This is a genomic window from Pseudomonas aeruginosa (assembly GCF_001457615.1).
Lineage (GTDB): Bacteria > Pseudomonadota > Gammaproteobacteria > Pseudomonadales > Pseudomonadaceae > Pseudomonas > Pseudomonas aeruginosa.
On sequence record NZ_LN831024.1, the window covers coordinates 4,207,615 to 4,234,280 of the forward strand.

Here is a 26,666-nt window from a genome sequence, read left to right on the forward strand (position 1 = left end):
CGGTGACGAGGCATTCAACCGCGCAGGCGGCGCACCCATAGCTGCAGGGCCTGCAACTGCTGCTGGATCAGCTCGCGCGCCTTGTCGTCGAGCAGCCGGCCCTGGGCGTCGAAGGCGTTCTGCGCGCTGGAGATCATCACTTCCGGCTTGTTCAGCGGATGAACGTCGAGGAACACCAGCGTCTGGCGCAAGTGATACTGCGCCCGCGCGGTGCCGAAACGCCCGGCACTGGCACCGAGGATCGCCGCCGGCTTGCCGGAGAACGGCTGCTCCGGCGGCCGCGAGGCCCAGTCGATGGCATTCTTCAGCACCCCGGCCATCGAATAGTTGTATTCCGGGGTGGCGAACAGCAGCGCGTCCGCCGCGCGGATCTGCTCGCGGAAGCGTTCCACCGCGGGCGGGAAGCCGAGGGCGTAGACGTCCTCGTTGTACAGCGGGATGCCGGAGATGTCCGCCAGCTCGATGCTCATGCCCGGCGGGACCAGGCCAATCGCCTCCTGCAGCGCCGCGCTGTTGTAGGAGCCGCTGCGCAGGCTGCCGGAAATGCCCAATACCTTGATGTCGTCGCTCATGCCGTGCTCCTCGTTGTGCGTGCGGGTTCAGTCGCGTAGCTGGCTGCTGACGCTGACCTCTCCGGAGAGTACACGATGGATCGGGCAGGCATTGGCGATCTCCAGCAGACGCTGGCGCTGCTCGGCGTCGAGATCGCCGGCCAGGCGGATGTCGCGGCGGATATGGGTGAAGGGCTCCGGCTTGGTGCGTTCCTCGACGATGTTCAGTTGCACGTCGATACCCTCCAGCGGCCACTCCTTGCGCTGCGCGTACATCGCCACAGTGATCGCCGTGCAGGCGCCCAGCGCCGAGAGCAGGATCTCGTGCGGCGAGGGACCACTGTCGCCGCCACCGAGGGCGGCCGGCACGTCGCTCAGCCACTGGTGGCTGTCGTCGCCGAGGGTCACGCGATAAGGGGTGGTGCCGAGGGAAGCGTTGACGACCTGGGTAGCCATGGGGTTTCTCCTGTGCATGGGGGCGTGCCGGAACCTCGGGTTCCGGCGAAGCGGCGTTCCGATGAAAACACCTGGACGGAAAACGACACAAGGCACCCGATGGTCGGAGTGCCTTGTGTCCGGGACAGCGGCGAAGCCGGCTTACTTCTTCGTGCCGAAGCTCTGGATCAGGTTGGCGTACGCCGGCAGGTGGCCGCCGAGGATGGCACCGAAGCCTTCGATGTCGTTGCGCCAGTCGCGGTGCAGTTCGCAGCCGACGCTGAACCAGTTCATCAGTTGCGCGCCGGCGGCGGTCATGCGCGCCCAGGCGGCGTCGCGCACCACCGGGTTGAAGGTGCCGGAGGCGTCGGTGACGACGAATACGTCAAACCCCTCCTCCAGTGCCGAGAGGGTCGGGAAGGCTACGCAGACATCGGTCACCACGCCGGCGATGATCAGTTGCTTCTTGCCGGTGGCCTTGACTGCCTTGACGAAGTCCTCGTTGTCCCAGGCGTTGATGTTGCCGGGGCGGGCGATGTACGGGGCCTGCGGAAACATTTCCTTGAGTTCCGGCACCAGCGGGCCGTTGGGGCCATCCTCGAAGCTGGTGGTGAGGATGGTCGGCAGGTTGAAGAACCTGGCGATGTCGGCCAATGCCAGGACGTTGTTCTTGAACTCGTCCGGGCTGAAATCGCGGACCAGGGAGAGCAGGCCTGCCTGGTGGTCGACGAACAGCACCGCCGCATCGTTCTTGTCGAGTCGCTTGTAGGTGAAGGACATGGTGTTTCTCCGGTCTCGGGCGGCGTCCGTCGCCGCGCGGTGTGAAACGAAGCGCCTCCTGGGAGGCAAGCATGGGCGGTCTCGGGAGCGCACGCCGCCCATCAAGAGTAGTGACAGCGACAGCGATTTACCGCCCGGTAAAATGCGAAAACGGTGTTCTCGATACGAGAACAATGCCATTCCCCGGGCGCGCTACGCTTGCCCTGCCATTGTCTTTCCCGCACGTTCGACGCGCGCATCCCCTTACCAGGAGTTCTCCCGCATGCGACAGTCTGCCTCCCGATTGTTTCGAGATTCGCCATGAGCCTGCGCCTTGAAGACATACAGGCCTTCCTCAACGTGGTCGAGCTGGGCAGCATCAGCGCCGCCGCCGAACGCATGAGCCTGTCCAAGTCCGTGATCAGCAAACGCGTCAGCGACCTGGAGCGCCACCTCGGCGTGCGCCTGCTCTACCGCTCGACGCGCAACGTCGAGCCGACCGAGGCCGGCGGCTTCTTCTACAAGTCGGCCAAGGCCTCGCTGCAGGACCTGAACAACGCCGCGGAAAGCGTGGCCCTGCGCGAGAACGACCTGTGCGGGGAATTGCGGGTGATGGCGCCGATGAGCTTCGGCACGCTCTGGCTGGGGCCGCTGGTGATGGAATTCATGGCGCGCAACCCGCGCCTGGAAGTGGTCCTGCAACTGGACGACCGGATCGTCGACTTCGAGAAGGAAGGCTACGACCTGGCGATCCGCATCACCCGCCTGCAGGACAGCTCGCTGATCGCCCGCCAACTGGGCACCAGCCGCCGGGTAGTGTGTTGCAGCCCGGAATACCTGGAACGGCACGGCCCGCTGCAACGCATCGAAGACATCCTCTGCCATCCCTGCATCGGCTACAGCCACAACACCCCGTCGCAGCTATGGAGCTTCGAGCCGCGGGTGGCCGGCGAGCCGGCGCGGATGATCACCCCGCGCGGACGCTTCAACACCAACAACGGCCAGACCATGCGCGACGCCGCGGTGCGTGGCCTGGGCCTGGCGATGCTGCCGCTGTTCATCGCCGCCGAGGACCTGGCCGCCGGCCGGCTGGTCGAGGCCCTGCCGCAGGAGCGGCCGCTGGACGACCTGATCTACGCCATGTATTCGCGAGCGGCAACCCTCTCGCCGAAGGTGAAGCTGTTCGTCCAGTTTCTCCAGCAGGCCCTGGGCAGCCCGCCGTGGGGCGTGCGCTGAGCCTCGCTCAGCGCTTGCGACAGACGCTCAGCCCGTCGCCGATCGGCAGCAGCGAGTAGTCCACCCGCGCGTCGTTCTTCAGCGCCAGGTTGAGCTGCTGGATGCCGCGGGTATCCGCACTCTTCGGCTGCGCTTCGAGCACCCGGCCGCTCCACAGCACGTTGTCGAAAAGCACCAGCCCACCCTGGCGCACCAGCGCCAGCGCGGCCTCCAGGTATTCGGGGTAGTTGGCCTTGTCGGCGTCGATGAAGGCCAGGTCGAACTGCCCGGCCAGGCCTTCGTCGAGCAACGCACGCAGGGTTTCCAGGGCGGGCCCGAGGCGTAGCTCGATGCGCTCCTCGACAGCGGCTTCGCGCCAGTAGCGGCGCGCAGTCAGGTGGTAGTCGCCGGGCAGGTCGCAACAGGTAAGACGCCCCTGCTCGCCAAGGGCGGTAGCCATGCACAGGGCGCTGTAGCCGGTGAAGGTGCCGACCTCCAGCGCCCGCCGCGCGCCGATCAGGGTCAGCAGCAAGGCGATGAACTGGCCCTGCTCGGGGGCGATCTGCCAGCGTGCGTTGGGCAGCTTCGCGGTTTCCTCGCGCAGGCGGGTCATCAGCGGGGTTTCCCGCAGCGAAACGTCCAGCAGGTAGCGGTAGAGGTTGTCGTCGAGGTTGAGGGTGCGGGTGGTCATCGGCCCGGACCTCCCCGCCTCAGGGCACCCGCGCCAACGGCGACGGCGCGACCAGCACGCGCTTGGCGTCCAGGTACGCGCGTTGCCAGTAGCTGTTCTGCAGGCTGTCCAGGCGCACCGTGCCGCCGGTGCGCGGCGCATGCACGAAGCGACCCTCGCCGACGTAGATGCCGGCATGGCTCACGGTGCGACCACCGGAGGTGGCGAAGAACACCAGGTCGCCGGTCTGCAGGGCCTGCACCGGCACGCTGGGCGCGCGCATGGAAATCATCTCGCGGGTCGAGCGCGGCAGCTTGATGCCGGTCATGTCGCGGTAGACGAAGTTGATCAGGCCGCTGCAATCGAAGCCCGAATCGGGCGTGTTGCCGCCCCAGCGGTAGGGCGTGCCGACCAGGCCGAGGGCACGGAACAGCACATCGTCGGCGGCGGGCGAGAAATTCGTCGCCGGACGGAATACGACCTGTTTGGCGGGCGCGGGGGGCGGCGCTTTGCTGGCGCAGGCGGTAAGCAGCGCAGCAAAGGCGAGGATCGAGAATCGGGCCAGTGCATGCATAGTGGAAGCCTTCCTGGTGAGGAATGCTTCCACTTTGCTACGACAAGGAGTTAAACGCAATACTTAAAGTAAAACTTTAAGTTTAGCGCTTGCTCGTCAGGGCATCCTTGTAGCCGGGTTCGAGCACCCGCTTGGCTTCCATGTAGCTCAGGCTCCAGTAGCTGGAGTCCAGGCTGTCCACCCGCACCCCGCCGCCGCGACGGCTGGCGGAATGGATGAACTGGCCATCGCCGATGTAGATGCCGGCGTGGCTGACGCGGCCACGGCCACGGTTGTTGAAGAACAGCAGGTCGCCGGGCTGCAGCTCGTCCTTGGAGACCAGCGGTACGTCCATATCGATGAGTTCGCGGGTGGAGCGCGGCAGCTTGATGCCGGCCTCCTCGCGGAACAGGTAGCCGACGAAGCCGCTGCAATCGAAGCCTTTCGCCGTCGTACCGCCGAAACGGTACGGCGTACCGATCAGTTCGAAAGCGCGCTCGAGGATGCTGGACGCCAGCGCAGGCGTACCAGCCGATGAATTGTCCGCCCCTTCGTCCTCAACATCCTGCCAAGCGATCGCGTCGCGTTCGACGTCGATGCTGCTCTTGGCTGCGGTCGGCTCTTTGGCGACCTGCGGCTCCGGCGAATGGCTGGCGCAAGCGGCCAGCAGCAGAACGAAACTCATGGGCACGAGGGGTGCTAAGCGTTTAAGCATGGGCACGACCGTGTCTCATTAGTTTTACTAGCGGGCTAATTTGCCTTCTCGATCAATCCTATGCAAGTTTTTTATCGATAAATGTGACTTACCACCTGCGGCATGATGTCTAAGGCTCGTCCTGTCATTTTCACATCGACCCGCTCGCTGAGGTCGGTCACGCCAGGATTCACCTCCGCGGTGAAGCCTCCCGCCTGCCGCGTGCGCAGCACCGGTTCGACGATATAGGGGAAGCTCGCGGTGGTTCCCACCACCAGCACCGCATCGAAGCCTTTGCGCAATTCGCGGTACAGGGTATCGATCGCCTCTTCCGGCAACATTTCCTCGAACAGCACCACCGGCGGCCGCAGCACCCCACCGCAAGCGGCGCAGCGCGGCGGCAACTGGCCGTGCAGATGCTCCTCCAGGCCGCCGCTCTCGGCACCGCAGGACTGGCAGTAGAGCGGCGCCAGTTCGCCATGGATCTCGATCAGCCGCTCGGCCGGCGAGCCGGCCTGGCGATGGAAGCCGTCGATGTTCTGGGTCAGCACCCAGCATTCCGGCTTGTGCTTCTGCAACTCGGCGATGGCTTCGTGGCCGGCGTTGGGTCGGGCCGCCAGGCAAGCCTTGCCGAGTTCCGCGAGGTACTTCCAGCACAGCGCCGGATCGCGCCGCAGCATCGGTCCGGAAAGTGCCGCCTCGATCGGCAGGCCCTCTTCCGTGCGACCGTTGTAGAGACCGCCGAGGCCGCGATAGGTGGGCATACCGGAATCCGCGGAGAGGCCGGCGCCAGTGATGACCAGGATGCGTTCGGCGCGCCGCAGGGCCTGGGCGACGGTGGCGATCGGGCTGTGGCTGTCCATGGTTGGCTCCTGTCAGGCTGGCGGATCGAGGGAAGCCGGCAAGCCGAGCCGGCGCATGCGCCCGAGCAGGGTCGTGCGCGGAATCCGCAACCGGGCGGCGGCCCGGGAGAGATTGCCGCGCGCCTGGCGCAAGGCGTCTTCTATCAGGTTGCGCTCCTGTTGCGCCAGCGCCTCGCGCAGGCCTCCGACCGCCGCGCTGTTCATCGAGAGCGCGGCCTCGCCGCCCACGGCCTCGGCGCCATCGTCGGCGAACGCCACCTCATCCAGCAGTGCGCCGCCCTCCCCGTGCAGCAACAGGCTGCGTCGGATCACGTTTTCCAGTTGCCGGACGTTGCCCGGCCAGTCGCAGGCCAGCAACTGCGCCAGCGCCCGTTCGCCAAGGGCGGTGACACGTGGGTTGAGGCTGCGCGCATCGCGACGGACGAACGCCCGTGCCAGCAGTTCCACATCGCCGGGGCGCTCGCGCAGCGGCGGGATGCACAGGCTGCCCACGTCCAGGCGGTAGTACAGGTCCTCGCGCAGGCGTCCCTCGGCGATCGCCTGGCGCGGCGGCTGGTTGCTCGCCGCGATCAGGCGTACGTCGGCCCGCTGCGGGCTCAGGCTGCCCAGAGGCAGGTAGCTGCCGTCCTGCAGGACCCGCAGCAGCTTGCTCTGCATGGCCATCGGCATGGAATTGATCTCGTCGAGGAACAAGCTGCCGCCCTGCGCCAGGGCGAACATGCCCTTGCGGTTCTCGGCGCCGGTGAAAGCGCCGCGGGTGGTGCCGAACAGGGTACTTTCCAGCAGCGTCTCGGGAATCGCTGCGCAGTTCAGGCTGATCATCGGACCGCTGCGTCGCGGGCTCAGGGCATGGGCGCGACGGGCGAACAGTTCCTTGCCGGTGCCGGTCTCGCCATGGATCAGCAGCGGCAGGTCGGTGGCGGCGAAAACGTCCAGGCGCTGCAACTGCCGCAGCAGGCTCGGCGCCACGCTCAGGATGTTCGGGCAATCCGCCAGGCCTGCGGCCTCTTCGGTCTCGGCGACGACTTCGCCGAGTTCCATCGCGCCGAGCAGGCAACCGTCGCGCCCGCGCAGCGGGATCGCTCGGTGGCGATACTGCAACAGCTCGCCGCCGGCCCCCACGTAGGCCTGCAGCGTATCGATCGACGGCCGCCCTTCGGCCAGGCAACGCAACAGAGTGCTTTGCTCGGCCGCCAGCCAGGGAGCGCTCTGCAACAGGTGCATGCCCAGCGCCCGCTGCGGGTCGAGACCATCGAGCAGGCCGCTGGCACGGTTGTAGTAGACGAAGCGACCGGAGGGGTCGACCACCGTGACCGGTTGCCGCAGGCCGTCGAAAATCGGCGCCAGGCAGTCCACCAACCAGGCCAGTTCACCGCTTCGCGTGGAAATCGTCGGCTCCTCGACAAGCGCCATGCTCTCCCCCTCGGTTTCCCGGATGTCGAAATCTCGTCAGTTGTCCCATCTTCGACGCAGCGCGACCGAGCATCCTTGGCGTGGATCAACCAAGCCCTCGGAAAACCAGGAAAATCCTCCGATTTATCAAGGATTTCCAAGGCAATTCCCGGGCGTTGGCTGGCGCGTGGCTTGCAACGACCTCGTCGTCCCCACACGAGGAAAATCGTCATGTTCAAGCACATCATCGCTCGCACGCCCGCCCGCAGCCTGGTCGACGGCCTGACCTCCAGCCACCTCGGCAAGCCGGACTACGCCAAGGCCCTGGAGCAGCACAACGCCTACATCCGCGCCTTGCAGACCTGCGACGTGGACATCACCCTGCTGCCGCCGGACGAACGCTTCCCCGACTCGGTGTTCGTCGAGGACCCGGTGCTCTGCACCTCGCGCTGCGCCATCATCACCCGCCCCGGCGCCGAATCGCGGCGCGGCGAGACCGAGATCATCGAGGAAACCGTGCAGCGCTTCTATCCGGGCAAGGTCGAGCGCATCGAGGCACCCGGCACGGTGGAAGCCGGCGACATCATGATGGTCGGCGACCACTTCTACATCGGCGAATCGGCCCGCACCAACGCCGAGGGCGCCCGGCAGATGATCGCGATCCTGGAGAAACATGGCCTCAGCGGCTCGGTGGTGCGCCTGGAAAAGGTCCTGCACCTGAAGACCGGGCTCGCCTACCTGGAACACAACAACCTGCTGGCCGCCGGCGAGTTCGTCAGCAAGCCGGAGTTCCAGGACTTCAACATCATCGAGATCCCCGAAGAGGAGTCCTACGCAGCCAACTGCATCTGGGTCAACGAAAGGGTGATCATGCCCGCCGGCTATCCCCGGACCCGCGAGAAGATCGCCCGCCTCGGCTACCGGGTGATCGAGGTGGACACCTCCGAATATCGCAAGATCGACGGCGGCGTCAGTTGCATGTCGCTGCGCTTCTGAACCATGCCGCGGCGGACCGACCCGCCGCCTCCCGCCGTCGCACCCCGGCGCAGGCTCCGCCTGCGCCTGGCGCGACATACCGGATGCAGTTTCGGAGGTGCCACATGGCCGATTCGGACAAGGGAAAACTGGGGCTGCCGGCGCTGACCGCGCTGGTGGTGGGCGGCATCATCGGCAGCGGCATCTTCAGCCTGCCGCAGAACATGGCCGAAGGCGCAGGCGCCGGCGCGATCCTGATCGCCTGGGCGATCACCTTCGTCGGCATGCTGACCCTGACGCGGATATTCCAGTGGCTGTCGACCACCCGCCCCGAACTGGACGACGGCGTCTACGGCTACGCCCGCGAAGGCTTCGGCGAATACCTGGGGTTCAATGCCGCCTGGGGCTACTGGATTTCCGCCTGGGTCGGCAACGCCGGCTACCTGGTGGTGCTGTTCAGCGCCCTCGGCTCGTTCGGCGCGCTGGCCTTCTTCGGCGACGGAACCACCTGGCCGGCGCTGCTCGGCGAATTGACGGTGCTCTGGCTGATGCATGCCTTCGTCCTCCACGGCGTGCACAACGCGGCGATCACCAACGCCATCGTGACCCTCGCCAAGGTGGTGCCGATCGCCCTGTTCATCCTCTGCGTAGCCCTGGCCTTCCGCATCGAGACCTTTCACCTGGACTTCTGGGGCAGCCCGGCCCTGGGCAGCGTCACCCGCCAGGTGGAAACCACCATGCTCTACACCGTCTGGGTATTCCTCGGCATCGAGAGCGCCACGGTCTATGCCAGCCACGCGCGGCACGCGGCCGATGTCAGCCGCGCAACCCTGCTCGGCTTCGTGGTCACCCTGCTGTTGCTGGTCTGCGTCTCGGTGCTGTCGCTGGGCGTGGTGCCGCAGCACGAACTGGCGCAGATGAAGAACCCCTCGATGGCCCAGGTGATGGCCGCGGCGGTGGGCCCCTGGGGCGCCACGCTGATCAACGTCGGGCTGATCGTCTCGGTCGGCGGCGCGCTGCTGGCCTGGACCATGCTCGCGGTGGAAATGCTCTACCTGGCCAGCCGTGGCCCAACGCACACCGCGCCGGCACTGTTCGGCCGCACCAATGCGGTGGAAACCCCGGCGCCGGCACTGTGGCTGACCAGCACGCTGATCTCTGCGCTGCTGCTGGTGGCCTTCCTCAACGCCTCGGGCTACAACGCGCTGATCCAGTTGGCCACCTCGATGGCGCTGATCCCCTACCTGCTCTGCGCCGGCTTCTGCCTGAAGCTGGTGGCGCGCCGCCCGCACTCGGGCGCGATGCTGGCGCTGGCGCTGTTGGGGACGCTCTACGGGGTCTGGCTGATCTACGCCGCCGGGCTGAAATACCTGCTGCTGTCGATGATCCTCTACGCGCCGGGCCTCGGCTTCTTCCTGCATGCCCGTCGCCAGCGCGGCCTGCCGGCGTTCGGCAATCGCGCCGAAGGCAGCGTCGCGGCGCTGGTGCTGGTCCTCGCGCTGGCGGCGCTATGGATGATCGGCAGCGGTCGGCTGAGCCTCTAGCTCAATGATTGACCGTATGCGCCAGCATCACCGACAGCTGGCACAGCGGCCGACCGCTCTCCTCGCGCCACTGGTTGAAGGCTCCCTGGACGGCCGCCAGGTCCTTGAGGCTGGTGGGCGGTTTGTCGATGATCTCCTGGGCCTTCAGCGCGGCGACCATGTCGTCGCTGGGAATGAAGGTATCCTTGCCGGCCATCCGCAGGAAACGCGGCGCCGACAAGCCGCCGAGCTGGTTGCCGCGCTTGGACAGCAGCTTCCACAGGCCGACGATGTCGGTTTCCGGCCAATCCGCGAGGAAGTTGCCGAAGCTGCCATGCTCGCGGGCCAGGTCGAGCACCATCTGCGCATTGCGCGGCACGCTCTTGAGCTTGCCCAGGTGGCGGATCAGGCGGGCGTCCTGCATCAGCCGCTCGAGATGCTCGGCGCTCATGAGCACGACCTTCTGCGGATCGAAGCCGAAGAACACTTCCTCGAAGGCCGGCCACTTGGCGTCCACCAGGCTGTGCTTGAGGCCGGCGCGGAAGATCCGCAGGCTGATCAGCGACAGGTAGCGGTCGTCACCCACCGCGCGCAGCTCGGCGGCGCTCTTCGGCTGCGGCAGGCGCGCTTCCAGCGCCTCCCTGGAGCCGAAGCGGTTCAGGCAGTATTCGTACATCCAGGCGTAGTCGCGCATCGGGAATCCTTGCAGACCGGAGAGAAGAACTGACCCGCGGCGCGGCTCAGAGGTTCATCACGTCGAGGAAGCGCGGCGTGGCGTTCTCGTCGATGCGCAGGTTGGCGAAGTCGAACAGGTTGCGGTCGGCCAGTTGCGACGGCACCACGTTCTGCAGGGCGCGGAACATGATCTCGGTACGCCCCGGCGACTTGCGTTCCCATTCCAGCAGCATTTCCTTGACCACCTGGCGCTGCAGGTTCTCCTGCGAACCGCAGAGGTTGCAGGGGATGATCGGGAACTCCTTGAGCTGGGAATAGGCCTCGATGTCCTTCTCGCTGCAATAGGCCAGCGGCCGGATCACCACGTTGCGCCCGTCGTCGGCCAGCAGCTTCGGCGGCATGGCCTTCAGGGTGCCGCCGTAGAACATGTTGAGGAAGAAGGTTTCGAGGATGTCGTCGCGATGGTGACCGAGGGCCATCTTGGTCGCGCCGATCTCGTCGGCGAAGGTGTACAGCGTGCCGCGGCGCAGGCGCGAGCACAGCGAGCAGGTGGTCTTGCCTTCCGGGATCTTCTCCTTGACCACCGAGTAGGTGTCCTTCTCGACGATGTGGTACTCCACGCCGATCGACTTCAGGTACTCCGGCAGGACGTGCTCGGGAAAACCGGGCTGCTTCTGGTCCATGTTCACCGCGACGATCTCGAAGCGGATCGGCGCGACCTTCTGCAGGTAGAGCAGGATGTCGAGCATGGTGTAGCTGTCCTTGCCGCCGGACAGGCAGACCATGACCTTGTCGCCATCCTCGATCATGTTGAAGTCGGTGATGGCCTCGCCGGCCAGGCGGCGCAGGCGCTTCTGCAGTTTGTTCTGATTGACCGAAAGGGTGCCCATGGTGCTCTGGAATCCGGGTGTTCGAGGAGAAAAGCTGGCTATTTTACGCACAAATCGGCAAAGCCGAATCAGCGCTCATAACTAATTGATATGCAAAGGAAAAATCTAGGACGTCTCGGCAAGTGTCGAAGAACTGTCGAAATCCGCCAGCGGGTTGAGTCGAATAGCGTCCCGCAGGTATTCCGGCGACAAATGCGCATAGCGCATGGTCATGTTCAGCGACGAATGCCCAAGAATCTCTTTCAGCGCCAGGATGTTTCCACCGTTCATCATGAAGTGGGAAGCGAACGTATGGCGTAGCACATGGGTGCACTGCCCTCTTGGCAGTACGATACCGCAACGCTTCACCATCCGTGCAAACGCCTCCCGACAAGAGGGAAAGCGATTCCGACCGGCGAAATATTTCTCAAGTCGAGCCTGCAAGTCTGTCGAGATTGGTACGGATCGAACACGCTTTGATTTGGTATTGGAGAAGACCACCGATCCATCCCGGACCATGGGCAGAGTCAACCCTTGCGCTTCCGACCAGCGAGCCCCCGTCGCCAAGCAGACCTCTGAAATCAATGCCAAGTGGGGAAAGGTCGAATAGTCCCGGAGCGCTGACACCAACACCGCTACCTGATCCTTAGACAGGAACGATACAACCGACTGTTGAGGCTTCAACGGCTTGAGACGATCCAAAGGATTCGGATAGTCGATATCGCCGAGCCTACGAAGCTCGGTGAATACTGTTTTCAGATACGAATAGCGAACGTTGATAGACCTAGGTAAAGCGCCCTCCTCCAACTCACGCTTCCTGAACGCGACCAGATCAGCAGTGGTGAACCTCTGCCCCACCGGGTCGCCCAGGCGAGACGCGATCAGCAATAGCAGATTCTTACGACGCCTCCCGCTGGTAATCGAGTGCCCATGCAATTCATACCAACGCTCTATAAGTTCCGACAGCAGTCGCTTATCTTGCTGAACGGGGTTCCACTCCCGCTGTCGCGCATGCTTTGTCCGCACCATCGCCTCAAACCGCTGGGCTTCGCCCTTGGTCTTGAAACGCTTCCTAAAACGCTTGCCTTTGATCGGTTCAACGTCGGCCAGCCAGCGGCCATCCTCAAGCTTGGTGATCGCCATCAGATCGCGTATCCCCGCCGTAGATACCGATCACACATGAGCTTGTGGATATGCCTTTCCAGATCGCGACGAGTCCAACCCTTGGCGAGATAGTGGTCTTCGATAACGTGCCAGAACTCCAGTTTGCGGGCGGACTCAATAGCCTTTTTTGCAGGGATGCGCTCCCGCGCAATCAGGCTGATGAACTGGCCGAGGAACATCTCGCAGTTACGCCCACTGAAGCCCTTGGCGGTCTTGTAATAGCGCCGGTACTCGGTGCGCTCGATCAGCGGATCGCACTCGACCTGGACGCGGGCGTCCTGGCTGATCAGGCTCCAGAACGGATCGTAGACCGCCGTCCGGCTCAGCAGCTTGAAGCTTTCACAGGCGTAGTTCCACAGTCCTTGCAGGTGCGGGCAAAGCCCCTCATAGGTGCGGCAGCCAATGACCTCCCCCGAGGCCATACGCGAGCCTTCGGAGAACTGCTGGACGATGGAGTGATGGAAGCGGAATTCGAGCCGCCACACCGTTTCCAGGGGGTTATAGGCCGGGTCGCCATCGCCGAACGGATCCCCGTTCAGGGTGGCCCACACGCTTTCCCAATAGTCGAGCTTGTCGGTGGCCCGAGCCTGGAGGGTCTTGTTATAGATCGACAGTTGCAGGCCGTTGGCCGAGCCGAACATGTACGTCTCGCCACGCCCGTAGACCGAGGCGTTGCCGTCGAATTCGATCCGCTCGATCCCGCTGATTTGCCGCACCCGACGCGAGCGGCAATGCATGCGATCCACCAGATCGCGAGGCGGTTTCCAGCCTTGTACGTCCAGGGCGATATGCACAGCGGCTTGGTTGGTCTCGCAGTGGCTCAGCACGGCAGCGGCCAAGTCATCCAGCACGCCCTGGAGGATATGCGGGTCGGCACCGTCGAGGGCATGGGGCGACACCTCGATCTTGAGGTGCGAGCCAAGGGTATCGACCTTGATGTTGTGATTCTTGATCAGCAGGATCAGCCCCAATTCTGCGTTCTGCAGACGGTACTGATAGCCGGAGTCGCGACCGATACGGCCCTTGGACCATTCGTAGCCGGCGAACTCGACCACATCCACCGAGAGGTCAAACAGCGCCATGACTTCCGGGCGCAACTTGCCGTTGTACAACTGCCGCACCGTATCCACGCCGCAACGCAGAATGCGCACGCCTGACAGATCAGTGAACGCCCCCGTCATGGAATCAACGAAGAGCCGTCCCTTGGGGGAATCCAGCAGTTGTCCGTCGGGTTGCAGCAGGAGGCGGTTTTGATGGGTCACTTTCTTCATGGTTTCACCTAACAATGTCCATTAATGTCCAAATCGCGGGGTGCTTATCTGACGTGTTACAGGGGCGTCGGCCGCGCCTTCGGCCTATCGCTCATGCCTTGCGCTCCCGGCCGGCGGCGCGGCCCGCCCCTCATGGCGGCACCCCTACCGCCGCTAGCGCCGTCATCACCGACCACCAGTGATGCAGCGCCCAGCCCATCGCCACCGGAACGAGGAATTCCCAATCGATCATTTGTGCCTCCAGGGCCGCGAGGCATATTCGGAATCGGGGACGATGGTCAGCGGCGATTGGCCCCTGGCCGGTGCGTCTGCGGACGCGGCGACAGGCGCTGCCGGAACGACGCTGGCCACCGCGCCGGGCTGCCTCCCGGTACAGGTGACGGTCTGTTTCCACTCCTCATAGCGAAGCTCTACGACGCACTCGCCCTTGGGCGTTACCCGGTAGCCGGAGCCGATCAGTTGCCAACTGGTGAGTTCCAGGCGCCGGCCCGTGGGATCGTCCAGGGCGAACATGTAAATGTCGCCCCGCGACTTGCGGTAGGCGTGGGCAAGGATGGAGATCCGCCGATCGGCGAAGGGATGGGCGTTCAGATCAACAGGCGCAGCAGCAGGCCCATCAGGTACAAGCCCAGGAGGAAGAAAGCTATTCGCAGCAGGACGCGTTGGAGCAGCCACAGCAGCGGGCGCAGCAGGGGCTTGAGCAGGGTCGCCAGGAGCGTCGGCAGGTGTCGCAGCAGCCGGAGCGCCAATCGTGCGCAGAGGCCCCATATACCAGACAAAGCCAATAGTGCCGGCCAGCAATGCCAGTAGAAGAACCAGCTTAGGCGACCGGAAGAGGCTCTTGCCCGCCTTGGTGTCTTGGGTCTTGCCGGTGGCCGTGGACTGGTAGAGGGCGAAGGTCTGCTTTCGGATTCGCTTGTATTCGATGATGGTGCCATCGGCGGGCGGACGGTTGAGTTGGGCGTCATGCTGGGCCTCCTTGTAGCGGCCAGGGATGCCGATCACCGCGAGGTTGGAATGCTTGTAGGCCATCTCGCAGGTCATGCGGATGTCGTCGCGGATGTAGGAGATGTTCGGCGTGGTGAGGACGATGTCCCAGTTGAAATGCCGGTGCCGGGTCCAGGCGTCGAGCCAGCCCATGGGACGGTCGGCGGCGTGGGCCGCTTCCGGTCCACCGGGGTAGTCGAAACGCTCGAGGTCTTTTTCCCGCCAGGACTTGGGAAACAGCAGTTGGGTTTCGTCGAAGATCAGGAAGGCCCCGCGGGGCGCCCACTGAAACCACGTGCGCATCTTTTCGAGGTCTTCCAGCGACTCCAGATCGAGGTTGATGATCTCCGCCGTGTTGGGCAGGTCCGGAAAGACCTGATAGGCCCGCTCCAGGGTGAAGCCGCGCACGTTGGTGATGATCACCCGTCCGTCTTTCAGCGCGGGCACGGCGTCATCCTGGATCGCGCCGGAGGTCTTGTAGGAGCCATTGGGGCCGTGATGGATCTTGATCGACACGGATCACCTCCCAATGAACGGCACGAAGCGCATGCAGAAGCGCGTCGCCGCCGCGACCATGATGATGTTCAACGCCTGCGGCACGCCGAAGAAGGCCAGCCCCGCCGCAATCGGCCCCGGCAGCGCGGCATACATGCTGCGGATCATCTGCGGCACGCCGAGGCTGTCGATCAGTTCGCGGGCGGCGGTGTAGCTGACATCGATCAGCAGGATCAGGGTCTGGAGCGCGGCGTACATCGACGCCTTGGTGGCGACCACCAGTCCGTCGCGCACGAAGTCATAGATGCCTTGGGCGAAGAAATCCCAGATCCACTGGAAGAAGGCGATGATCTGATCGAGAAAACCGGAGAGCCATTCCATAGGGTCAGTCCTTCAGCAGAATGAGGGCGGCGATCAGCGCGGCCATCAGCAGCAGCGCCACGCGCAGGCTGGAGAGTTGGCCGGCGTAGTCGGAGATACAGAGGGAGTAGGACTTGCCCCAAATGGTCATGGACTCGCAGGGCAGCTGCCCGCCGCCTTCCGCCAGGTTGAGGTCGAAGGCGCCCTTCATCTGATCGACGTTGGCCTTCACCTTGGTCTTGAGTTCTTGCTTGGCTTCCTCGACCTTCTTTTCCCAGGTGGCGATGGCGTCATCCCAGGTGCCGGGCGTGGGCTCCTTGAGTTCGCCGCCGGGGCCTTCGGGGCCGGTGGAGCAGTTCTCTTTCGCCGGGTCGCATGTACCGTTGCCATCGCCGCCCGTGCCGCTGCCGTCACCGTCGCCGCTACCCTCGCCCCCGCCGTTGCCGTCCCCTCCCCCGCTGCCGTCGCCGCCATTGCCGGTGCCACCGTCATTGCCGCCGCCGTTGTTGTTTCCACCGCCATTGCCATCGCCGCCACCGTCGCCATCACCCCCCGGCGTGGTCGGGTCGGTTGGATCCGTGGGATCGGTCGGGGTCTTGACGCAGGTAGTCCCCGACCACGACCAGCCGGGCGGGCAGCCGGGGTCGTTCGGGTCGGAAGGATCGGTGTTCGGGGTGTCGGGTGGGTTCAGCGAATCGCCGGTCTGCGCGAAGGTGTAGGAATCGGCACCGCAATTCTGTCCGGTGCCCTTGAGGATGTAATTGCAGAAGCCGGTCGTGGTGGAGCCTTTGACCAGATAGCAACTGGCCGGGCTGGGGTTGCCGCCGTACTCGCAGCTTTGATAACAGGCGCTCGGTGCGCCGCCGTCGCCGACATAGTTCCGCCCGCCCGAGGTGACAACAGGCGAGTCCGGGCCCTTGGCCGGGAACAGTTCGCCTTCCTTGCATTCTTCGGGCGGCGGTTTGCAGGCGCCATCGGCCGGATCGAGTTCTTGCTCTGAAGGACAGCTATCGCCAGTCAAAACAGCATCAGTCGAATAACTGTTAACACCTATATGGACAATGCATTGCACCCACCTGTCGTTAACCCTATTCATGGTCTTTCTGTACTCAGGAGACCAAGTATCAAAGTAGGACTGACAAGCTGCTGCATAGGATGGAAAGAAGGCCGTAGGCCGCCCACCTATATCAATTTTCCATCGATAGATTTCAGCGCTCGCCAAGGGATGCCACAGCAGAGAGACCAGCAGACCCAGCAGCGAAAGAAGTCGGCCAAGGCCGGAACGTGCGTTGTTACTCATCCAGTCACCCATGAAAAAGCCCCCTGCCGGAAACTCCGGAGGGGGCTTCCGCCTCGGTCTGTTCGGTTAGAAGAATTCGCCGGTCCGGTACCCGGTGATGAAGGCGCCGGCGAAGAACGCCCCCAACCACACCGACCAGAGCACCCGTTACGCCTTGCGCAACATGCTGTAGATCAGGCCGGCGACGGCCAGGATCACCAGGGCGCCGACGATGTAGCCGCCAATGGCCTTCATATCGCCCTGCCCATCGGTGATCGCCGATTCCACCGCGCTGGTGTCGATCACTGCGGCGAAGGCCGGCAGCGAAGTCGCGGCAGTGACGGAACCGGCGATGCACAGGTTGCGGAACGAGGCGACCGGGCTGAACTTGGCGATGCGTTGCTTCATTGCTTTCATGGTGTTTCCTCTCTACTTGGCTTTACGAAGAAGTGACGCGACCCAGCCAATCAAAAGCCCCGTCACGAACGATCCCAGGACGCCAGCGGCACCGATGCCGAAGGCTTCCGGGGAGAAACCACCGTTGACCAGGATGTCCACGTATCCAGCGGCCTCGGGCGGCATCAGGTAGGCCTGCTGCCATGCGAGTTCGCGACACGCCATAAAGCCCTCGGGGGTCGAGGTCCACGCGGTACACACCTGCACAGCGACAACGCCTGACATAGCGATCAGTCCTCAAACAGGCAGGGAGGCCGCTAGGCCGTCGATCCAGCCCCAGGCGTAGCCGGTGGCCAGACCTACCGCGAACAGCGAGAGATAGCGGAGCATCGCGGCCTCCTAGGGCTTACGCCTTGGCGTCCGGGGACTTGTCTTGTTTGTCCTGGCCCTGCGGCTGCTGGGCCGGGCGCGGGGCTTGGGACTGTGCTTGCGGGCGGGCCGGGGCTTGGGCGGTCGGCGCCATCGGCTTGCCGCCCACGGCCAGCAGATCCACAAGGACCTGGGTATTGGTGATCCGACCGAAACGGTCTTGGGTCGGGCGGACCACGCTGGCGAACTTGCAGAGCACCGGCTGGCCTTCGAAGACGATGGCGTCCAGCAGGGTCGGCTCGATGTTGTATTCACTGATCTCGAAGCCCTTGGCGTTGCCACGGGCACCTTCCGGGATCGGGGCGATGGACTGGACCGAGGCGTAGATTTCCCCGGTCTTGGTCGAGGTATAGGTGTCGGTCTTGGTGACCCACAGTTCGACGACGCCGCCTTGGGTTGCAAACATGTTCATCGGTGTTTCTCCTTCATTTCGCCTTTTTCGGCGTGAGTTGTCCCGCTGCTGCAAATTCGGCTGTTTCGCCTTCATTCAGCGGTGTTGGGTGAAAGTGATTTGTGGGGCGACCCCTTCGGGCCGGGCTCTATTCGCTAGCGAACCAAGCCAACCACGGGTGTTCGTCTCAGCCCATTCGGGTAACGATCCCTATCGCAACGTCGTCTCCGACGGCCAAGGGGAACGCTTCCCCTTGGAACCCGCAGAGCAACACCAAGGGCTCTGCCCTTGTCATCCCGCTCTTGCCGCCGAGGGCTCGGGAGCGCGGGGCGGAGGAGCTGCCCCACACTCCCCAGCGGAGGCTGTTTCAGGGGGGAGGCGTTCAAGGGTGCGCTGCGCCCGTGCTTCCGTTCGCCGGAACGGTAAAGCTGTTCCGACGAGCCGGGAGCGCGGCCCTTGACCGGATCGGCCACGGTGCGGGCGGCCTGGATCAGGCAGAACAGGAGCAGCGCTTTCAGGGTGTCAGCGAGCATGGGTCAGCCCTCCAGTTGGAATGCTTCGCGCACGGGCACAAAGGGCGTGGGTTTCCCGCTGTCGTACACAACGTGCCAGTACTTCGGCGGACGCCGGGACGGGTCGTGTTTCGCGCAGAAGGAACGGGGACGGCAGAGCCAGCGGCCATCTTCCCGATAGGGCAGCCCAGGGGGCCGGCAGTCCGGACACGGCGACGGGCTGTGCAATGGGATGACCTGCCTTGCGGACCAGCACACAGAGCAGGCGCAGTCCGGGGCGTGGGTTTGGCGCAAGTAATTCGGAGACGACATGGTCAGCTTCCTCCTTATCTTGGCGAGCACGACCCCAGGCGAGAGCCTCAACCCGCAGGTCGGTCAGATAGGATTCTTCCGGCTGGGAGAGGTAGCCGGCGTCCATGAGGCCATCGATCAGCATCAGGGCGCGGTCGAAGGGTTCGCTAGGGTGCTGTGCCGTTTGCAGCAGATAGCCTTCCAAGAAGGTCAGCAGCGCATGGATAGGGTTGCCTGACAGCATCAGAACTCCTCCTTTTCCATCAGCTGATGGGTGAAGAGCGCAACATTGACCATCACGTGCTTGCCGATCTTGTGCGCGGGGAGATAGCCCTTACGAATCCATCCACGGACGGTTTCGTGGTCTTCCCCCATGCCAATCCAGTTCGCGAAGTCCCGCCACGGCAACACCGGGGGCGCCGCGCGAAGGTCTTGAGCCTTGATTTCTTCCACTTCCATGGCCTTTGCTGCACTATGTTGGTCTATAGAGGACTATGGTCTTGGACTATGTCCATTGACTATGTGCAAACAATAGCTCTTGGACTATGTCATGTACATAGTCCAAATAATGATTAATACCTATTAAATGAGCATTACAGATAGAGCTTTGCTATTGATTGGCCGTAGTAACCTAAGCGCCCTGACCAGAGCAGGCGCGACGGACTACAACCGATGGGTAAGCATCAAGCGAGGGAAGGCCAGAGTGGGCGCGGACGAGATTGAAATCCTCGGCAGTGTCTACCCTGCATATCGATGGTGGCTTACCACAGGCGAAGTCATGCCGGAGATTGGGCAAACAAGCCCTGACTACGACGAAGCCAACCGAAACTTGACCAGTCAAAGCGCGGGATAGCGATCACACAGGAAGTGGCTAGGCGTTGGTATGCCCGAGAAAGGCGGGATTGTTGAAGGATTGGCGTGAAGCCAACTATCAGGAAAGGGAACCCATGCAGGTTGATACAGATGAAATTCGTGCCCCTTGGGCACCCCGCGTTCACGCAATTGGGCGCTTCGAATGGCTAGCCATAATCACTATTGGCGTGACCCTCGGTGGCTTACTAAAGGATGGGATAGAACTCGCAATCGCCAAAGCTGTAGCGGAGCGATATCTCTATGAGGCTGGCCAGGAGATGAAACGCTCTAGCGAACGAATGCGACAAGATGCCGAAGCCATCAGACAACGCACAGCCCAACATAGAAACGAGTCTGAAAAAAAACGTCTTCAAGAACAAGCCGAAAATGAACGTCTGAATAGACTAAATAGCCCCGCGTGCAAGTTCTGGACAGAGCAGAATAATCGAAGTCCAACCCAGAAAACTAGAGATGGAGTCAGCCGAAGCTGTCCACAGTCTGAAATTTAAACTTATATAAGCCAGGCTTTTAAACTAATCTTTATCAAGCTACATAGAAGACTCTTAATCTCTAGCTTCCTTCTGCGCAAATGCAGCCCACTTACTAAAACGATTGCCATCAATAGTAGCAGCCTCAGCTATTGTTCCTGCAAGTTTTCTTTTAAGCTCATTTTTTGTGTAGCCGTAGTCAGGACTCTTTCCATCGAGAGCATCAGAAATTCGCCGAGCCGCCATGAGTCGAGCAAACGGGACGACAAGCTCACCGTTTAGTTTAACTACCCCGGTAATATGCGCAGGAGCGCCAAATCTAAAAACCTTTGTTTTTTCTATCGCCAGTTTGTAGCCATACCTGCTTACAATTATCTTTAGCTTAGACTTAAGCTCGCGAGGTATTCGGTCACCAGAGAAAGTTAAATCATCTATATAGCAGGTGAATTTTAGATCATATGTTTCTGCAAGCGCCGCGCACTCATCAAACATACCCTTGGCAACCCAAAAGGATAACAACGGGCTAAGCAAACTGCCTGTAGGCATAACTCCATCGCAGGTAACTAGGCGTGCTAATTTTCCTGCAATATCTGTTGGGCATTTCAATGCCCCTAAAAAAAACTCGTGAACCAAATGATATTTAGTGGACTCATAAAACTTACTTATATCGAAGGTTGCTGTCTGCCTTGATCTGGCATGAAACGCAGCATTTGTTTGATAAGATCGCCCTTTTACTGCGCCTTGCACATAGTCCGGATATTTTACACGACGAAGAAAAGAAAAGATCTTAGCATGGACCCGCCGAAGCCTATTCATAGGCACTTGGACTGCGCGCTTTTTCCGGGGCTTTTTAGTGAATGGGTTCTCAGACTGGGAAATTGTGAATTTCTTATAGTTACTTTCGGACCTTAATAGCAGTCGTAGGTCTTGCAAGCTAAGACCTAAGATTTCCGCCAGGCGTTTTTCCGATCCGATCTTGTAAAGCCTGCACTGATCTAATTCTAAACTGTTATCTGGCTTGCGCTCTACTCTTTTGCTTTTCCCTGGCTGCATTTCGCTTTTCATTCCATTCAAGCAAAGAAACAATAGTTTTAGCTATTCCAAGGCGCAACGAGTCTGTTGGTCGAGGGGAGTTAAGATTTTCAGAGAAAAAAAGAATTGAAGATAAAGGGATGTCGAAGTAATCGCTATATTTCTGCAGCAGATCTATTGAGGGCTGCTTCTTACCTGATTCAATCTCAGACAAATATGAGTTTGAAAGGCCTAACTCAGCCGACAACTCGGTCTGGGACATATCGTAATAGGAACGGATTAATTTAAGTGCTTTGCACAGCATTTGCACACCTCATATGGATGTGGCAACAGCGGGGTAGGTTATTCATCAAGCCATGAAGCAATCTTACTCCAAAACTTATCAATCAGTGGAAGCCATATCACAAGCAGCTTAACCAAGCTGAAACAAGCATTGAGTAGCTTAGATCGCTTCTTTGCCTTCTGTTTAACCAGGCACAGTTCTGCGGTTTTTTCGTCATTAGGTTGCATTTAAAAGCTCCTGTAAGGGTTTGCGTTGGCTCACGGGTGTGAGCCAACCTCTCGAAGCAACCTTTACAAGCCCAATGACGGATGATTGAACTGTACTTTTCCCCCTCGCTGAAACCACCTGGCTTCGTGCTCTCGACGAAGCCTGACTAGGCCGATCCGATGACACACGCGATACCACGCGCCACGTCGGGGCCAAAAATTAGAGACTCAAGGCCTCCACGGTGTCGAAGCACCAACAGCAATCGAGAAATCATCGACCGCAGACTCATAGTCTCAGGATGCTTCACGAAAGTCAAAATAATTTTCGCTGATAGCGAAATTATTTTTCATGGGAGATGTTGGCACGTGTCGAAAAAGTGTCGAAATCACTGGCTAACAATGGCCAGTAATGACCACATGATGAATCCCAACACAAGCCCCCCACCCAGCATTGCCTAGCGTTGGCCAGTTATGACCAACACCCCAAACGGCTCTGCACTTCTACGCACAAAGCGACGCCGACCCCAGCCCCTCCCGACGCCCGATGCTAGTCTTGCCTCATGACTCCCGACCTCGACCACCGCCTCGACCTCGCCGGGCAGATCCTCTGCCTGCTGCGCGAGCATCCCGAGGGGCTTTCCGAATACCAGTTGATCCAGCTGCTGAAGGCCCGCCATTCGACGCATATCCCCCATCGCGAACTGGCCGACAAGCTGGTGCTGTTCCGCACCCATTTCCTCCTGTTCAACGCGCTCTACCACCTGCGCGACCACCTCTGGGCCGAGCACGAGGCGCACCTGGAGATCAGCCCGCTGAGCCTGCGCCTGCATCCTTACGTGGATGGCACGCAGGCGCTGGAACAGGGCGATCCGCTGCGCGACTACTACCTCGACCTGCGTCACCTGGGGGAGACCAGCGAGGCCGACGTCGAGCGGCTGCTGCAGAGTTTCTGGACGCGCATGCAGGGCAGCGAGGAGAAGGCTGCCGCCCTCGCCCTGTTCGAGCTGGAGGGCGCGGTCGACTATCCCGCCATCAAGCTGCGCTACCGGCAACTGGTCAGCCAGCACCATCCCGACCGCGGCGGCAGCACTGCGCGCCTGCAATCGATCAACAAGGCAATGGAAATACTGCAACGCTATTACAGCCGGCCGTGAAGCTTCGATTTGCTCTAAACCCGCGAGCGACGCGGGCTCGGGCCGTTCCTATACTGCGACATAAGGTCGCATAGGTCGGCCGAGCACCGGGTGGCGCTGTCCATGCGCGCCCGGCGCTTCGCTGGGGGGCGACCACATAAGAACGAGGAGGAAACGGCATGATCCATCATGTATGGGGCTCTTCACCCATCCCGATCAGGAATGGCAGGAAATCCGTGGCGAAGAAGAAAGCATCAGCCACATGTACCTGACCCACATCCTGATCCTGGCTGCCATTCCGGCGATTTCCGCCTATATCGGCACGACCCAGGTCGGCTGGGTGGTCGGCGGCGGCGATCCGGTCAAGTTGACCCAGGCCAGCGCGTTGCAGATGACGGTCCTCACCTACCTGGCGATGCTCGCCGGGGTGGCGGTGATGGGCGCGTTCATCCACTGGATGGCGCGGACCTACGACGCCAACCCGAGCCTGACCCAGTGCATCGTGTTCGCCGCCTACAACGCCACGCCGCTGTTCATCGCCGGGCTGGCGGCGCTGTATCCGCACCTCTGGCTGGGAATGATCGTCGGGGTGGCGGCGATCAGCTACACGGTCTACCTGCTCTACGTGGGGATTCCCACCTTCATGAACATCCACAAGGACGAAGGCTTCCTGTTCTCCAGCTCGGTGCTGGCGGTGGGCCTGGTGGTGCTGGTGGCGATGATCGCCCTGTCGGTGATCCTCTGGGGCAGCGGGGTCGGCCCGGAATACACCAGCTGACGTCCAGCGAACGCATCGTACGACCGGGCCGCGGGCAACCGCCGCCCGGTTTTTTCTTGCCCGCCGCCGCGCTTGCCTGATCCTGCACCCCGGACGAGCGGTCGTCCCGACGCCTGCGCCCGCCCTCCTGTCTCCGGCATAATCGCCCGCTGCTGGAGTCTTCCCGAATGCCCGAACACCTCAACGCCCGCGTCGAGGCCTGCTATCGGCAGGCCGAACACTTCTTCCAACGCAGCTTCCCCCGCCCGACCGTCAGCTTCCGCCTGCGCGGCCAGAAAGCCGGGGTCGCCCATCTCGACGAGAACCTGCTGCGCTTCAATCCCCAGCTGTACCGCGAGAACCGCGAGCACTTCCTGGAACAGACCGTGGCCCACGAAGTCGCGCACCTGATCGCGCACCAGTTGTTCGGCCCACGCATCCGCCCCCACGGCGAGGAGTGGCAGTTGATCATGCGCGGCATCTACGGCCTGCCGCCGGACCGCTGCCACACCTACGCGGTCAAGCGCCGCGTCACCACCCGCTACCTGTACCGCTGCCATTGCCCGGAGCACAACGACTTCCCGTTCTCCCCGCAACGCCACACCCTGGTGGCCAAGGGGCGCCGCTACTACTGCCGGCGCTGCAAGGCGACCCTGGTGTTCACCGGCGAAGTGCTCCGCGAGTGATTCAGGCGATGGCCCCGGCCGCCTTCAGCTCGGCGATCCGTTCGGCGGAGTAGCCCAGGCCTTCGAGCACCGCCACGGTGTCGGCGCCGAGCGCCGCGCCGATGTGGCGAGGCGCCGGCAGGCCGGCGGAAAACTTGATCGGACAGGCCATCTGCGCCTGGCTGCCGCCGTCCGCCAGCGGCACCCGGGCGACCAGCCCGCGCGCCTGCAACTGCGGGTGTTCCAGCGCCTCGGAGAGCGGCAGCAGCGGCTCCACGCAGGCATCCAGGGCGGCGAACACCGCCTGCCATTCGGCGAAGTCGCGTTTCTCGAACTCCATCTCGATCTCGCGCTTCAGCGCCCGCTGCTCTTCCGGCTTCGGCGACAGGCCGCGGGCGGCCAGTTCCGGGCGGCCGATGGCGGCGCAGAACTGCTGCATGAACTGCGGTTCCAGGCTGCCCACCGAGAACCAGCGGCCATCGCGGGTGCGGTAGTAGTCGTAGAAGCTGCCGCCGTTCAGCGCCAGCGCCTCCATCTCCGGCTCGACCCCGGCCGCGAGATAGCCTGCACCGGCCATGCCGTTCAGGCTGAAGGCGCAGTCGGTCATGCTGATGTCGACGAACTGCCCCTCGCCGGTCTGCTGTCGGTGGATGACCGCCGCCAGCAGGCCCATCACGCCATGCAGCGAACCACCGGCGAGGTCCGCCAGTTGCACCCCCAGCGGCAACGGGCCACGCTCGCGGCGCCCGGTGTAGCTGGCGACGCCGGCCAGCGCCAGGTAGTTGATGTCATGCCCGGCGCGCTCGCGGTACGGCCCGGTCTGGCCGTAGCCGGTGATGGCCACGTAGATCAGCCGCGGGTTCGCCGCCTTCAGCGCCTCGTAGCCGACGCCGAGCTTGTCCATCACCCCCGGACGGAACTGTTCGAGGACGATGTCGTATTCGCGTACCAGCTCCAGCACCACCTCGCGCGCGCCCTGCCGCTTCAGGTCGAGGCCGATGGAACGCTTGTTGCGGTTCAGGTAGGCATGGCTGGCCGAGGTGCCGTCGACGTGCGGCGGCAGCACCCGCACCAGGTCCATGCGCCCGGGCGACTCCACGCGCAGCACGTCCGCCCCCATGTCGGCCAGCAGCAGCGAGGCGAACGGCCCCGGCAACAGGGTCGAGAAATCCAGCACTTTCAACGATGACAACGGGCCTTTCATGCTCCCTCCTCTGGGTCGCCGGGCATTGGTCGGGATCGCCTGCCGAGCAGCCTATCCACCCGCCGCGCGGCGCGACATGGCCGTGGCGTCAGAGCTTCATGCCGCGGCTGATGATCTCTTTCATGATCTCCGAGGTACCGGCGAAGATCCGCTGGATGCGGGCGTTGGCGTACATCCTGCAGATCGGATACTCCCACATGTAGCCCCAGCCGCCATGCAGTTGCACGCCTTCGTCGACCACCTTGCCCAGCAGCTCGGTGGTGAACAGCTTGGCTTCGGCGGCGACCTCGGGGGACAGCTTCTTCTGGTTGTGGTCCATCACGCAGCGGTCGGTGAAGACCTGCGCCACGTCGATCTGGGTACGCATTTCGGCGAGCTTGAAGCGGGTGTTCTGGAAGTGCGCGACCGGCCGGCCGAAGGCCTGGCGCTCCTTCACGTAGTCGATGGTCGCCTGCAACGCCGCCTCGGCCCCGGCCACCGCGCCGCAGGCGTTGGTCAGGCGCTCCTGGGCGAGCATGTTCATCAGGTAGAAGAAGCCGCCCTTGGCGTCGCCCAGCAGGTTTTCCTTCGGCACCCGCACATTGTTGAAGAACAGCTCGGCGGTGTCCTGGCTCTTCATGCCGAGCTTCTTCAGGTTGCGCCCGCGCTCGAAGCCTTGCATGCCGCGCTCCACCAGGAACAGGCCCATGGCGTGCTTGTTCGCCGGATCGGTCTTCGCCGCGACGATCACCAGGTCGGCCAGCAGGCCGTTGGAGATGAACACCTTGGAGCCGTTGAGCAGCCAGTGGTCGCCCTTGTCCACCGCGGTGCTGCGCATGCCGGCCAGGTCGGAGCCGGCGGACGGCTCGGTCATGGCCACGGCGAGGATGGTCTCGCCACGGACGATCCCCGGCAACAGGCGGGCCTTCTGCTCGGCGCTACCGTATTCGGCGATGTACGGCCCGCACAACGCCGAGTGCAGCGGGATCATGAAGCCCGGCTCGTTGATCCGCGCCAGCTCCTCGCACATGATCTGCTCGTAGCGGAAGTCCTTGAGCCCGGCGCCACCGTACTCCTCGTCCGCCCAGGGCAGCAGGAAGCCCATCTCCCCCGCCTTCCTCCAGACAGCGCGGTCGACCACCCCGGCCTCTTCCCAGGCGTCCTGGTGCGGCACCACCTCTTTGTCGAGAAAGGCGCGGAAGGCATCGCGGAACAGGTTGTGTTCGGTCTCGAAGATCTGCCGTTGCATGTACGGGGACTCCCTGCGGTCAGTGGTTCCGCAGGGTAGGCGGCGCCGGCCGGCGCCCTCAATGACGCG

The 26,666-nt window shown here is 62.8% G+C and carries 30 protein-coding genes and 1 pseudogene; 7 read left to right on the forward strand and 24 right to left on the reverse strand.

Features of this window, described 5'->3' with window-relative positions; translation table 11 throughout:
- Positions 1-14: 14 nt before the first annotated feature.
- The 3 genes from AT700_RS19215 to ycaC form a co-directional block, all read right to left on the reverse strand.
- Positions 15-572, reverse strand: coding sequence for an NAD(P)H-dependent FMN reductase (locus AT700_RS19215; protein WP_003082483.1), 558 nt, complete (start codon positions 570-572; stop codon positions 15-17).
- Positions 573-599: 27 nt separating this feature from the next.
- Complete coding sequence (locus AT700_RS19220; RefSeq protein ID WP_003112456.1) at positions 600-1,007, reverse strand: OsmC family protein; 408 nt, start codon at positions 1,005-1,007, stop codon at positions 600-602.
- Between the two features lie 141 nt (positions 1,008-1,148).
- Positions 1,149-1,766, reverse strand: a complete 618-nt coding sequence (gene ycaC / locus AT700_RS19225; RefSeq protein ID WP_003082476.1) for an isochorismate family cysteine hydrolase YcaC — start codon at positions 1,764-1,766, stop codon at positions 1,149-1,151.
- Positions 1,767-2,066: 300 nt separating this feature from the next.
- Between ycaC and AT700_RS19230 the strand changes: the two genes are divergently transcribed.
- On the forward strand, positions 2,067-2,981 hold the full coding sequence (locus AT700_RS19230) for a LysR family transcriptional regulator (protein WP_003082475.1): 915 nt from the start codon (positions 2,067-2,069) through the stop codon (positions 2,979-2,981).
- A 7-nt stretch (positions 2,982-2,988) separates the two neighbouring features.
- Here the strand turns inward: AT700_RS19230 and AT700_RS19235 are convergent, their stop codons facing one another.
- The 5 genes from AT700_RS19235 to ddaR form a co-directional block, all read right to left on the reverse strand.
- Complete coding sequence (locus tag AT700_RS19235) at positions 2,989-3,651, reverse strand: O-methyltransferase (RefSeq protein WP_003086626.1); 663 nt, start codon at positions 3,649-3,651, stop codon at positions 2,989-2,991.
- 19 nt (positions 3,652-3,670) lie between these two features.
- Entirely contained in the window at positions 3,671-4,204 is a 534-nt protein-coding gene (locus AT700_RS19240) for a C40 family peptidase (protein ID WP_003082473.1), read from the reverse strand.
- 82 nt (positions 4,205-4,286) lie between these two features.
- Positions 4,287-4,904, reverse strand: a complete 618-nt coding sequence (locus AT700_RS19245; RefSeq protein WP_003082470.1) for a C40 family peptidase — start codon at positions 4,902-4,904, stop codon at positions 4,287-4,289.
- A 65-nt stretch (positions 4,905-4,969) separates the two neighbouring features.
- The gene (locus tag AT700_RS19250) at positions 4,970-5,740 is read right to left on the reverse strand and encodes an NAD-dependent deacylase (RefSeq protein ID WP_003112457.1); all 771 of its coding nucleotides are present in this window, start codon (positions 5,738-5,740) and stop codon (positions 4,970-4,972) included.
- A gap of 12 nt (positions 5,741-5,752) precedes the next feature.
- Positions 5,753-7,153: a transcriptional regulator DdaR gene (ddaR, locus tag AT700_RS19255; protein WP_003112458.1), complete on the reverse strand. Its 1,401-nt coding sequence runs from the start codon at positions 7,151-7,153 to the stop codon at positions 5,753-5,755.
- A 210-nt stretch (positions 7,154-7,363) separates the two neighbouring features.
- On the opposite strand from ddaR, the gene ddaH reads away from it, so the two are divergent.
- Entirely contained in the window at positions 7,364-8,128 is a 765-nt protein-coding gene (ddaH, locus tag AT700_RS19260) for a dimethylargininase (RefSeq protein WP_003086612.1), read from the forward strand.
- Between the two features lie 104 nt (positions 8,129-8,232).
- Positions 8,233-9,651 (forward strand): basic amino acid/polyamine antiporter, encoded by a 1,419-nt coding sequence (locus tag AT700_RS19265; RefSeq protein ID WP_003082465.1) that lies wholly within the window; start codon positions 8,233-8,235, stop codon positions 9,649-9,651.
- A gap of 1 nt (position 9,652) precedes the next feature.
- Here AT700_RS19265 and AT700_RS19270 read toward each other — a convergent pair whose 3' ends face one another.
- The 11 genes from AT700_RS19270 to pflM all read right to left on the reverse strand — a co-directional run bounded on the left by AT700_RS19270 (position 9,653) and on the right by pflM (position 18,770).
- A complete protein-coding gene (locus AT700_RS19270; RefSeq protein ID WP_003086605.1) occupies positions 9,653-10,324 on the reverse strand; it encodes a DNA-3-methyladenine glycosylase I in 672 nt (223 codons plus the stop codon).
- Positions 10,325-10,370: 46 nt separating this feature from the next.
- Complete coding sequence (gene ttcA / locus AT700_RS19275) at positions 10,371-11,195, reverse strand: tRNA 2-thiocytidine(32) synthetase TtcA (RefSeq protein ID WP_003082462.1); 825 nt, start codon at positions 11,193-11,195, stop codon at positions 10,371-10,373.
- 105 nt (positions 11,196-11,300) lie between these two features.
- Positions 11,301-12,317, reverse strand: a complete 1,017-nt coding sequence (locus tag AT700_RS19280; RefSeq protein ID WP_012614375.1) for a tyrosine-type recombinase/integrase — start codon at positions 12,315-12,317, stop codon at positions 11,301-11,303.
- Positions 12,317-13,609 (reverse strand): hypothetical protein, encoded by a 1,293-nt coding sequence (locus AT700_RS19285; protein WP_012614376.1) that lies wholly within the window; start codon positions 13,607-13,609, stop codon positions 12,317-12,319. The genes AT700_RS19280 and AT700_RS19285 overlap by 1 nt, the downstream gene beginning before the upstream one ends.
- Positions 13,610-13,837: 228 nt before the next feature.
- A complete protein-coding gene (locus AT700_RS19290) occupies positions 13,838-15,112 on the reverse strand; it encodes a zonular occludens toxin domain-containing protein (RefSeq protein ID WP_023127904.1) in 1,275 nt (424 codons plus the stop codon).
- Positions 15,113-15,115: 3 nt separating this feature from the next.
- The gene (locus AT700_RS19295; RefSeq protein WP_003114150.1) at positions 15,116-15,472 is read right to left on the reverse strand and encodes a DUF2523 family protein; all 357 of its coding nucleotides are present in this window, start codon (positions 15,470-15,472) and stop codon (positions 15,116-15,118) included.
- 4 nt (positions 15,473-15,476) lie between these two features.
- Positions 15,477-16,763, reverse strand: coding sequence for an attachment protein (locus AT700_RS19300; RefSeq protein ID WP_369810305.1), 1,287 nt, complete (start codon positions 16,761-16,763; stop codon positions 15,477-15,479).
- 135 nt (positions 16,764-16,898) lie between these two features.
- Positions 16,899-17,147: a major capsid protein gene (locus AT700_RS19305; RefSeq protein ID WP_023127902.1), complete on the reverse strand. Its 249-nt coding sequence runs from the start codon at positions 17,145-17,147 to the stop codon at positions 16,899-16,901.
- A gap of 12 nt (positions 17,148-17,159) precedes the next feature.
- Positions 17,160-17,411, reverse strand: a complete 252-nt coding sequence (locus AT700_RS19310) for a hypothetical protein (RefSeq protein WP_023127901.1) — start codon at positions 17,409-17,411, stop codon at positions 17,160-17,162.
- A 121-nt stretch (positions 17,412-17,532) separates the two neighbouring features.
- Positions 17,533-17,967 carry a hypothetical protein gene (locus tag AT700_RS19320; RefSeq protein WP_023127899.1) on the reverse strand — a complete coding sequence of 145 codons (435 nt, stop codon included), beginning with the start codon at positions 17,965-17,967 and terminating at the stop codon, positions 17,533-17,535.
- Between the two features lie 515 nt (positions 17,968-18,482).
- Positions 18,483-18,770: a lysogeny maintenance protein PflM gene (pflM, locus tag AT700_RS29720; protein ID WP_033980247.1), complete on the reverse strand. Its 288-nt coding sequence runs from the start codon at positions 18,768-18,770 to the stop codon at positions 18,483-18,485.
- Between pflM and AT700_RS19330 the strand changes: the two genes are divergently transcribed.
- Positions 18,769-18,987 carry a hypothetical protein gene (locus tag AT700_RS19330; RefSeq protein ID WP_048521249.1) on the forward strand — a complete coding sequence of 73 codons (219 nt, stop codon included), beginning with the start codon at positions 18,769-18,771 and terminating at the stop codon, positions 18,985-18,987. The two genes, pflM and AT700_RS19330, sit on opposite strands and share 2 nt — an antisense overlap.
- A gap of 5 nt (positions 18,988-18,992) precedes the next feature.
- On the opposite strand, the gene AT700_RS19335 is transcribed toward AT700_RS19330, so the two are convergent.
- From AT700_RS19335 to AT700_RS29735, 3 genes are all read right to left on the reverse strand, one after another.
- Positions 18,993-19,208 (reverse strand): DNA-binding protein, encoded by a 216-nt coding sequence (locus tag AT700_RS19335; protein WP_022581007.1) that lies wholly within the window; start codon positions 19,206-19,208, stop codon positions 18,993-18,995.
- A 956-nt stretch (positions 19,209-20,164) separates the two neighbouring features.
- Positions 20,165-21,154, reverse strand: coding sequence for a reverse transcriptase family protein (locus AT700_RS29730; RefSeq protein ID WP_078801527.1), 990 nt, complete (start codon positions 21,152-21,154; stop codon positions 20,165-20,167).
- Complete coding sequence (locus tag AT700_RS29735; protein WP_071535631.1) at positions 21,099-21,425, reverse strand: helix-turn-helix transcriptional regulator; 327 nt, start codon at positions 21,423-21,425, stop codon at positions 21,099-21,101. The genes AT700_RS29730 and AT700_RS29735 overlap by 56 nt, the downstream gene beginning before the upstream one ends.
- A 745-nt stretch (positions 21,426-22,170) precedes the next feature.
- On the opposite strand from AT700_RS29735, the gene AT700_RS19340 reads away from it, so the two are divergent.
- The 3 genes and pseudogenes from AT700_RS19340 to AT700_RS19350 all read left to right on the forward strand — a co-directional run bounded on the left by AT700_RS19340 (position 22,171) and on the right by AT700_RS19350 (position 24,186).
- Entirely contained in the window at positions 22,171-22,764 is a 594-nt protein-coding gene (locus tag AT700_RS19340) for a DNA-J related domain-containing protein (protein ID WP_033994994.1), read from the forward strand.
- Positions 22,765-22,922: 158 nt separating this feature from the next.
- A pseudogene (locus tag AT700_RS19345) lies at positions 22,923-23,521 on the forward strand (Yip1 family protein).
- Positions 23,522-23,688: 167 nt separating this feature from the next.
- Positions 23,689-24,186 (forward strand): SprT family zinc-dependent metalloprotease, encoded by a 498-nt coding sequence (locus tag AT700_RS19350; RefSeq protein WP_003116346.1) that lies wholly within the window; start codon positions 23,689-23,691, stop codon positions 24,184-24,186.
- A gap of 1 nt (position 24,187) precedes the next feature.
- Here the strand turns inward: AT700_RS19350 and AT700_RS19355 are convergent, their stop codons facing one another.
- Together AT700_RS19355 and AT700_RS19360 are read right to left on the reverse strand one after the other, a co-directional pair.
- Complete coding sequence (locus AT700_RS19355; RefSeq protein ID WP_003082450.1) at positions 24,188-25,369, reverse strand: CaiB/BaiF CoA transferase family protein; 1,182 nt, start codon at positions 25,367-25,369, stop codon at positions 24,188-24,190.
- An 88-nt stretch (positions 25,370-25,457) separates the two neighbouring features.
- Positions 25,458-26,597: an acyl-CoA dehydrogenase family protein gene (locus AT700_RS19360; RefSeq protein WP_003082447.1), complete on the reverse strand. Its 1,140-nt coding sequence runs from the start codon at positions 26,595-26,597 to the stop codon at positions 25,458-25,460.
- Positions 26,598-26,666 lie beyond the last annotated feature (69 nt).

What these genes read in the sequence shown, in the direction of transcription:
- AT700_RS19320 (WP_023127899.1), bottom strand. Translation starts at nt 17,967, where the DNA reads ATGAACATGTTTGCAACCCAAGGCGGCGTCGTCGAACTGTGGGTCACC.
- AT700_RS29730 (WP_078801527.1), bottom strand. Translation starts at nt 21,154, where the DNA reads ATGAAAAGCGAAATGCAGCCAGGGAAAAGCAAAAGAGTAGAGCGCAAG.
- AT700_RS19280 (WP_012614375.1), bottom strand. Translation starts at nt 12,317, where the DNA reads ATGGCGATCACCAAGCTTGAGGATGGCCGCTGGCTGGCCGACGTTGAA.
- AT700_RS19270 (WP_003086605.1), bottom strand. Translation starts at nt 10,324, where the DNA reads ATGCGCGACTACGCCTGGATGTACGAATACTGCCTGAACCGCTTCGGC.
- ddaR (WP_003112458.1), bottom strand. Translation starts at nt 7,153, where the DNA reads ATGGCGCTTGTCGAGGAGCCGACGATTTCCACGCGAAGCGGTGAACTG.
- AT700_RS19295 (WP_003114150.1), bottom strand. Translation starts at nt 15,472, where the DNA reads ATGGAATGGCTCTCCGGTTTTCTCGATCAGATCATCGCCTTCTTCCAG.
- AT700_RS19265 (WP_003082465.1), top strand. Translation starts at nt 8,233, where the DNA reads ATGGCCGATTCGGACAAGGGAAAACTGGGGCTGCCGGCGCTGACCGCG.
- ddaH (WP_003086612.1), top strand. Translation starts at nt 7,364, where the DNA reads ATGTTCAAGCACATCATCGCTCGCACGCCCGCCCGCAGCCTGGTCGAC.
- AT700_RS19355 (WP_003082450.1), bottom strand. Translation starts at nt 25,369, where the DNA reads ATGAAAGGCCCGTTGTCATCGTTGAAAGTGCTGGATTTCTCGACCCTG.
- AT700_RS19340 (WP_033994994.1), top strand. Translation starts at nt 22,171, where the DNA reads ATGACTCCCGACCTCGACCACCGCCTCGACCTCGCCGGGCAGATCCTC.
- AT700_RS19215 (WP_003082483.1), bottom strand. Translation starts at nt 572, where the DNA reads ATGAGCGACGACATCAAGGTATTGGGCATTTCCGGCAGCCTGCGCAGC.
- AT700_RS19310 (WP_023127901.1), bottom strand. Translation starts at nt 17,411, where the DNA reads ATGTCAGGCGTTGTCGCTGTGCAGGTGTGTACCGCGTGGACCTCGACC.
- ycaC (WP_003082476.1), bottom strand. Translation starts at nt 1,766, where the DNA reads ATGTCCTTCACCTACAAGCGACTCGACAAGAACGATGCGGCGGTGCTG.
- AT700_RS19235 (WP_003086626.1), bottom strand. Translation starts at nt 3,651, where the DNA reads ATGACCACCCGCACCCTCAACCTCGACGACAACCTCTACCGCTACCTG.
- AT700_RS19305 (WP_023127902.1), bottom strand. Translation starts at nt 17,147, where the DNA reads ATGAAAGCAATGAAGCAACGCATCGCCAAGTTCAGCCCGGTCGCCTCG.
- AT700_RS19240 (WP_003082473.1), bottom strand. Translation starts at nt 4,204, where the DNA reads ATGCATGCACTGGCCCGATTCTCGATCCTCGCCTTTGCTGCGCTGCTT.
- AT700_RS29735 (WP_071535631.1), bottom strand. Translation starts at nt 21,425, where the DNA reads ATGCTGTGCAAAGCACTTAAATTAATCCGTTCCTATTACGATATGTCC.
- AT700_RS19285 (WP_012614376.1), bottom strand. Translation starts at nt 13,609, where the DNA reads ATGAAGAAAGTGACCCATCAAAACCGCCTCCTGCTGCAACCCGACGGA.
- AT700_RS19250 (WP_003112457.1), bottom strand. Translation starts at nt 5,740, where the DNA reads ATGGACAGCCACAGCCCGATCGCCACCGTCGCCCAGGCCCTGCGGCGC.
- AT700_RS19330 (WP_048521249.1), top strand. Translation starts at nt 18,769, where the DNA reads ATGGTCAGCTTCCTCCTTATCTTGGCGAGCACGACCCCAGGCGAGAGC.
- ttcA (WP_003082462.1), bottom strand. Translation starts at nt 11,195, where the DNA reads ATGGGCACCCTTTCGGTCAATCAGAACAAACTGCAGAAGCGCCTGCGC.
- AT700_RS19350 (WP_003116346.1), top strand. Translation starts at nt 23,689, where the DNA reads ATGCCCGAACACCTCAACGCCCGCGTCGAGGCCTGCTATCGGCAGGCC.
- AT700_RS19220 (WP_003112456.1), bottom strand. Translation starts at nt 1,007, where the DNA reads ATGGCTACCCAGGTCGTCAACGCTTCCCTCGGCACCACCCCTTATCGC.
- AT700_RS19335 (WP_022581007.1), bottom strand. Translation starts at nt 19,208, where the DNA reads ATGGAAGTGGAAGAAATCAAGGCTCAAGACCTTCGCGCGGCGCCCCCG.
- AT700_RS19230 (WP_003082475.1), top strand. Translation starts at nt 2,067, where the DNA reads ATGAGCCTGCGCCTTGAAGACATACAGGCCTTCCTCAACGTGGTCGAG.
- AT700_RS19360 (WP_003082447.1), bottom strand. Translation starts at nt 26,597, where the DNA reads ATGCAACGGCAGATCTTCGAGACCGAACACAACCTGTTCCGCGATGCC.
- AT700_RS19300 (WP_369810305.1), bottom strand. Translation starts at nt 16,763, where the DNA reads ATGGGTGACTGGATGAGTAACAACGCACGTTCCGGCCTTGGCCGACTT.
- pflM (WP_033980247.1), bottom strand. Translation starts at nt 18,770, where the DNA reads ATGTCGTCTCCGAATTACTTGCGCCAAACCCACGCCCCGGACTGCGCC.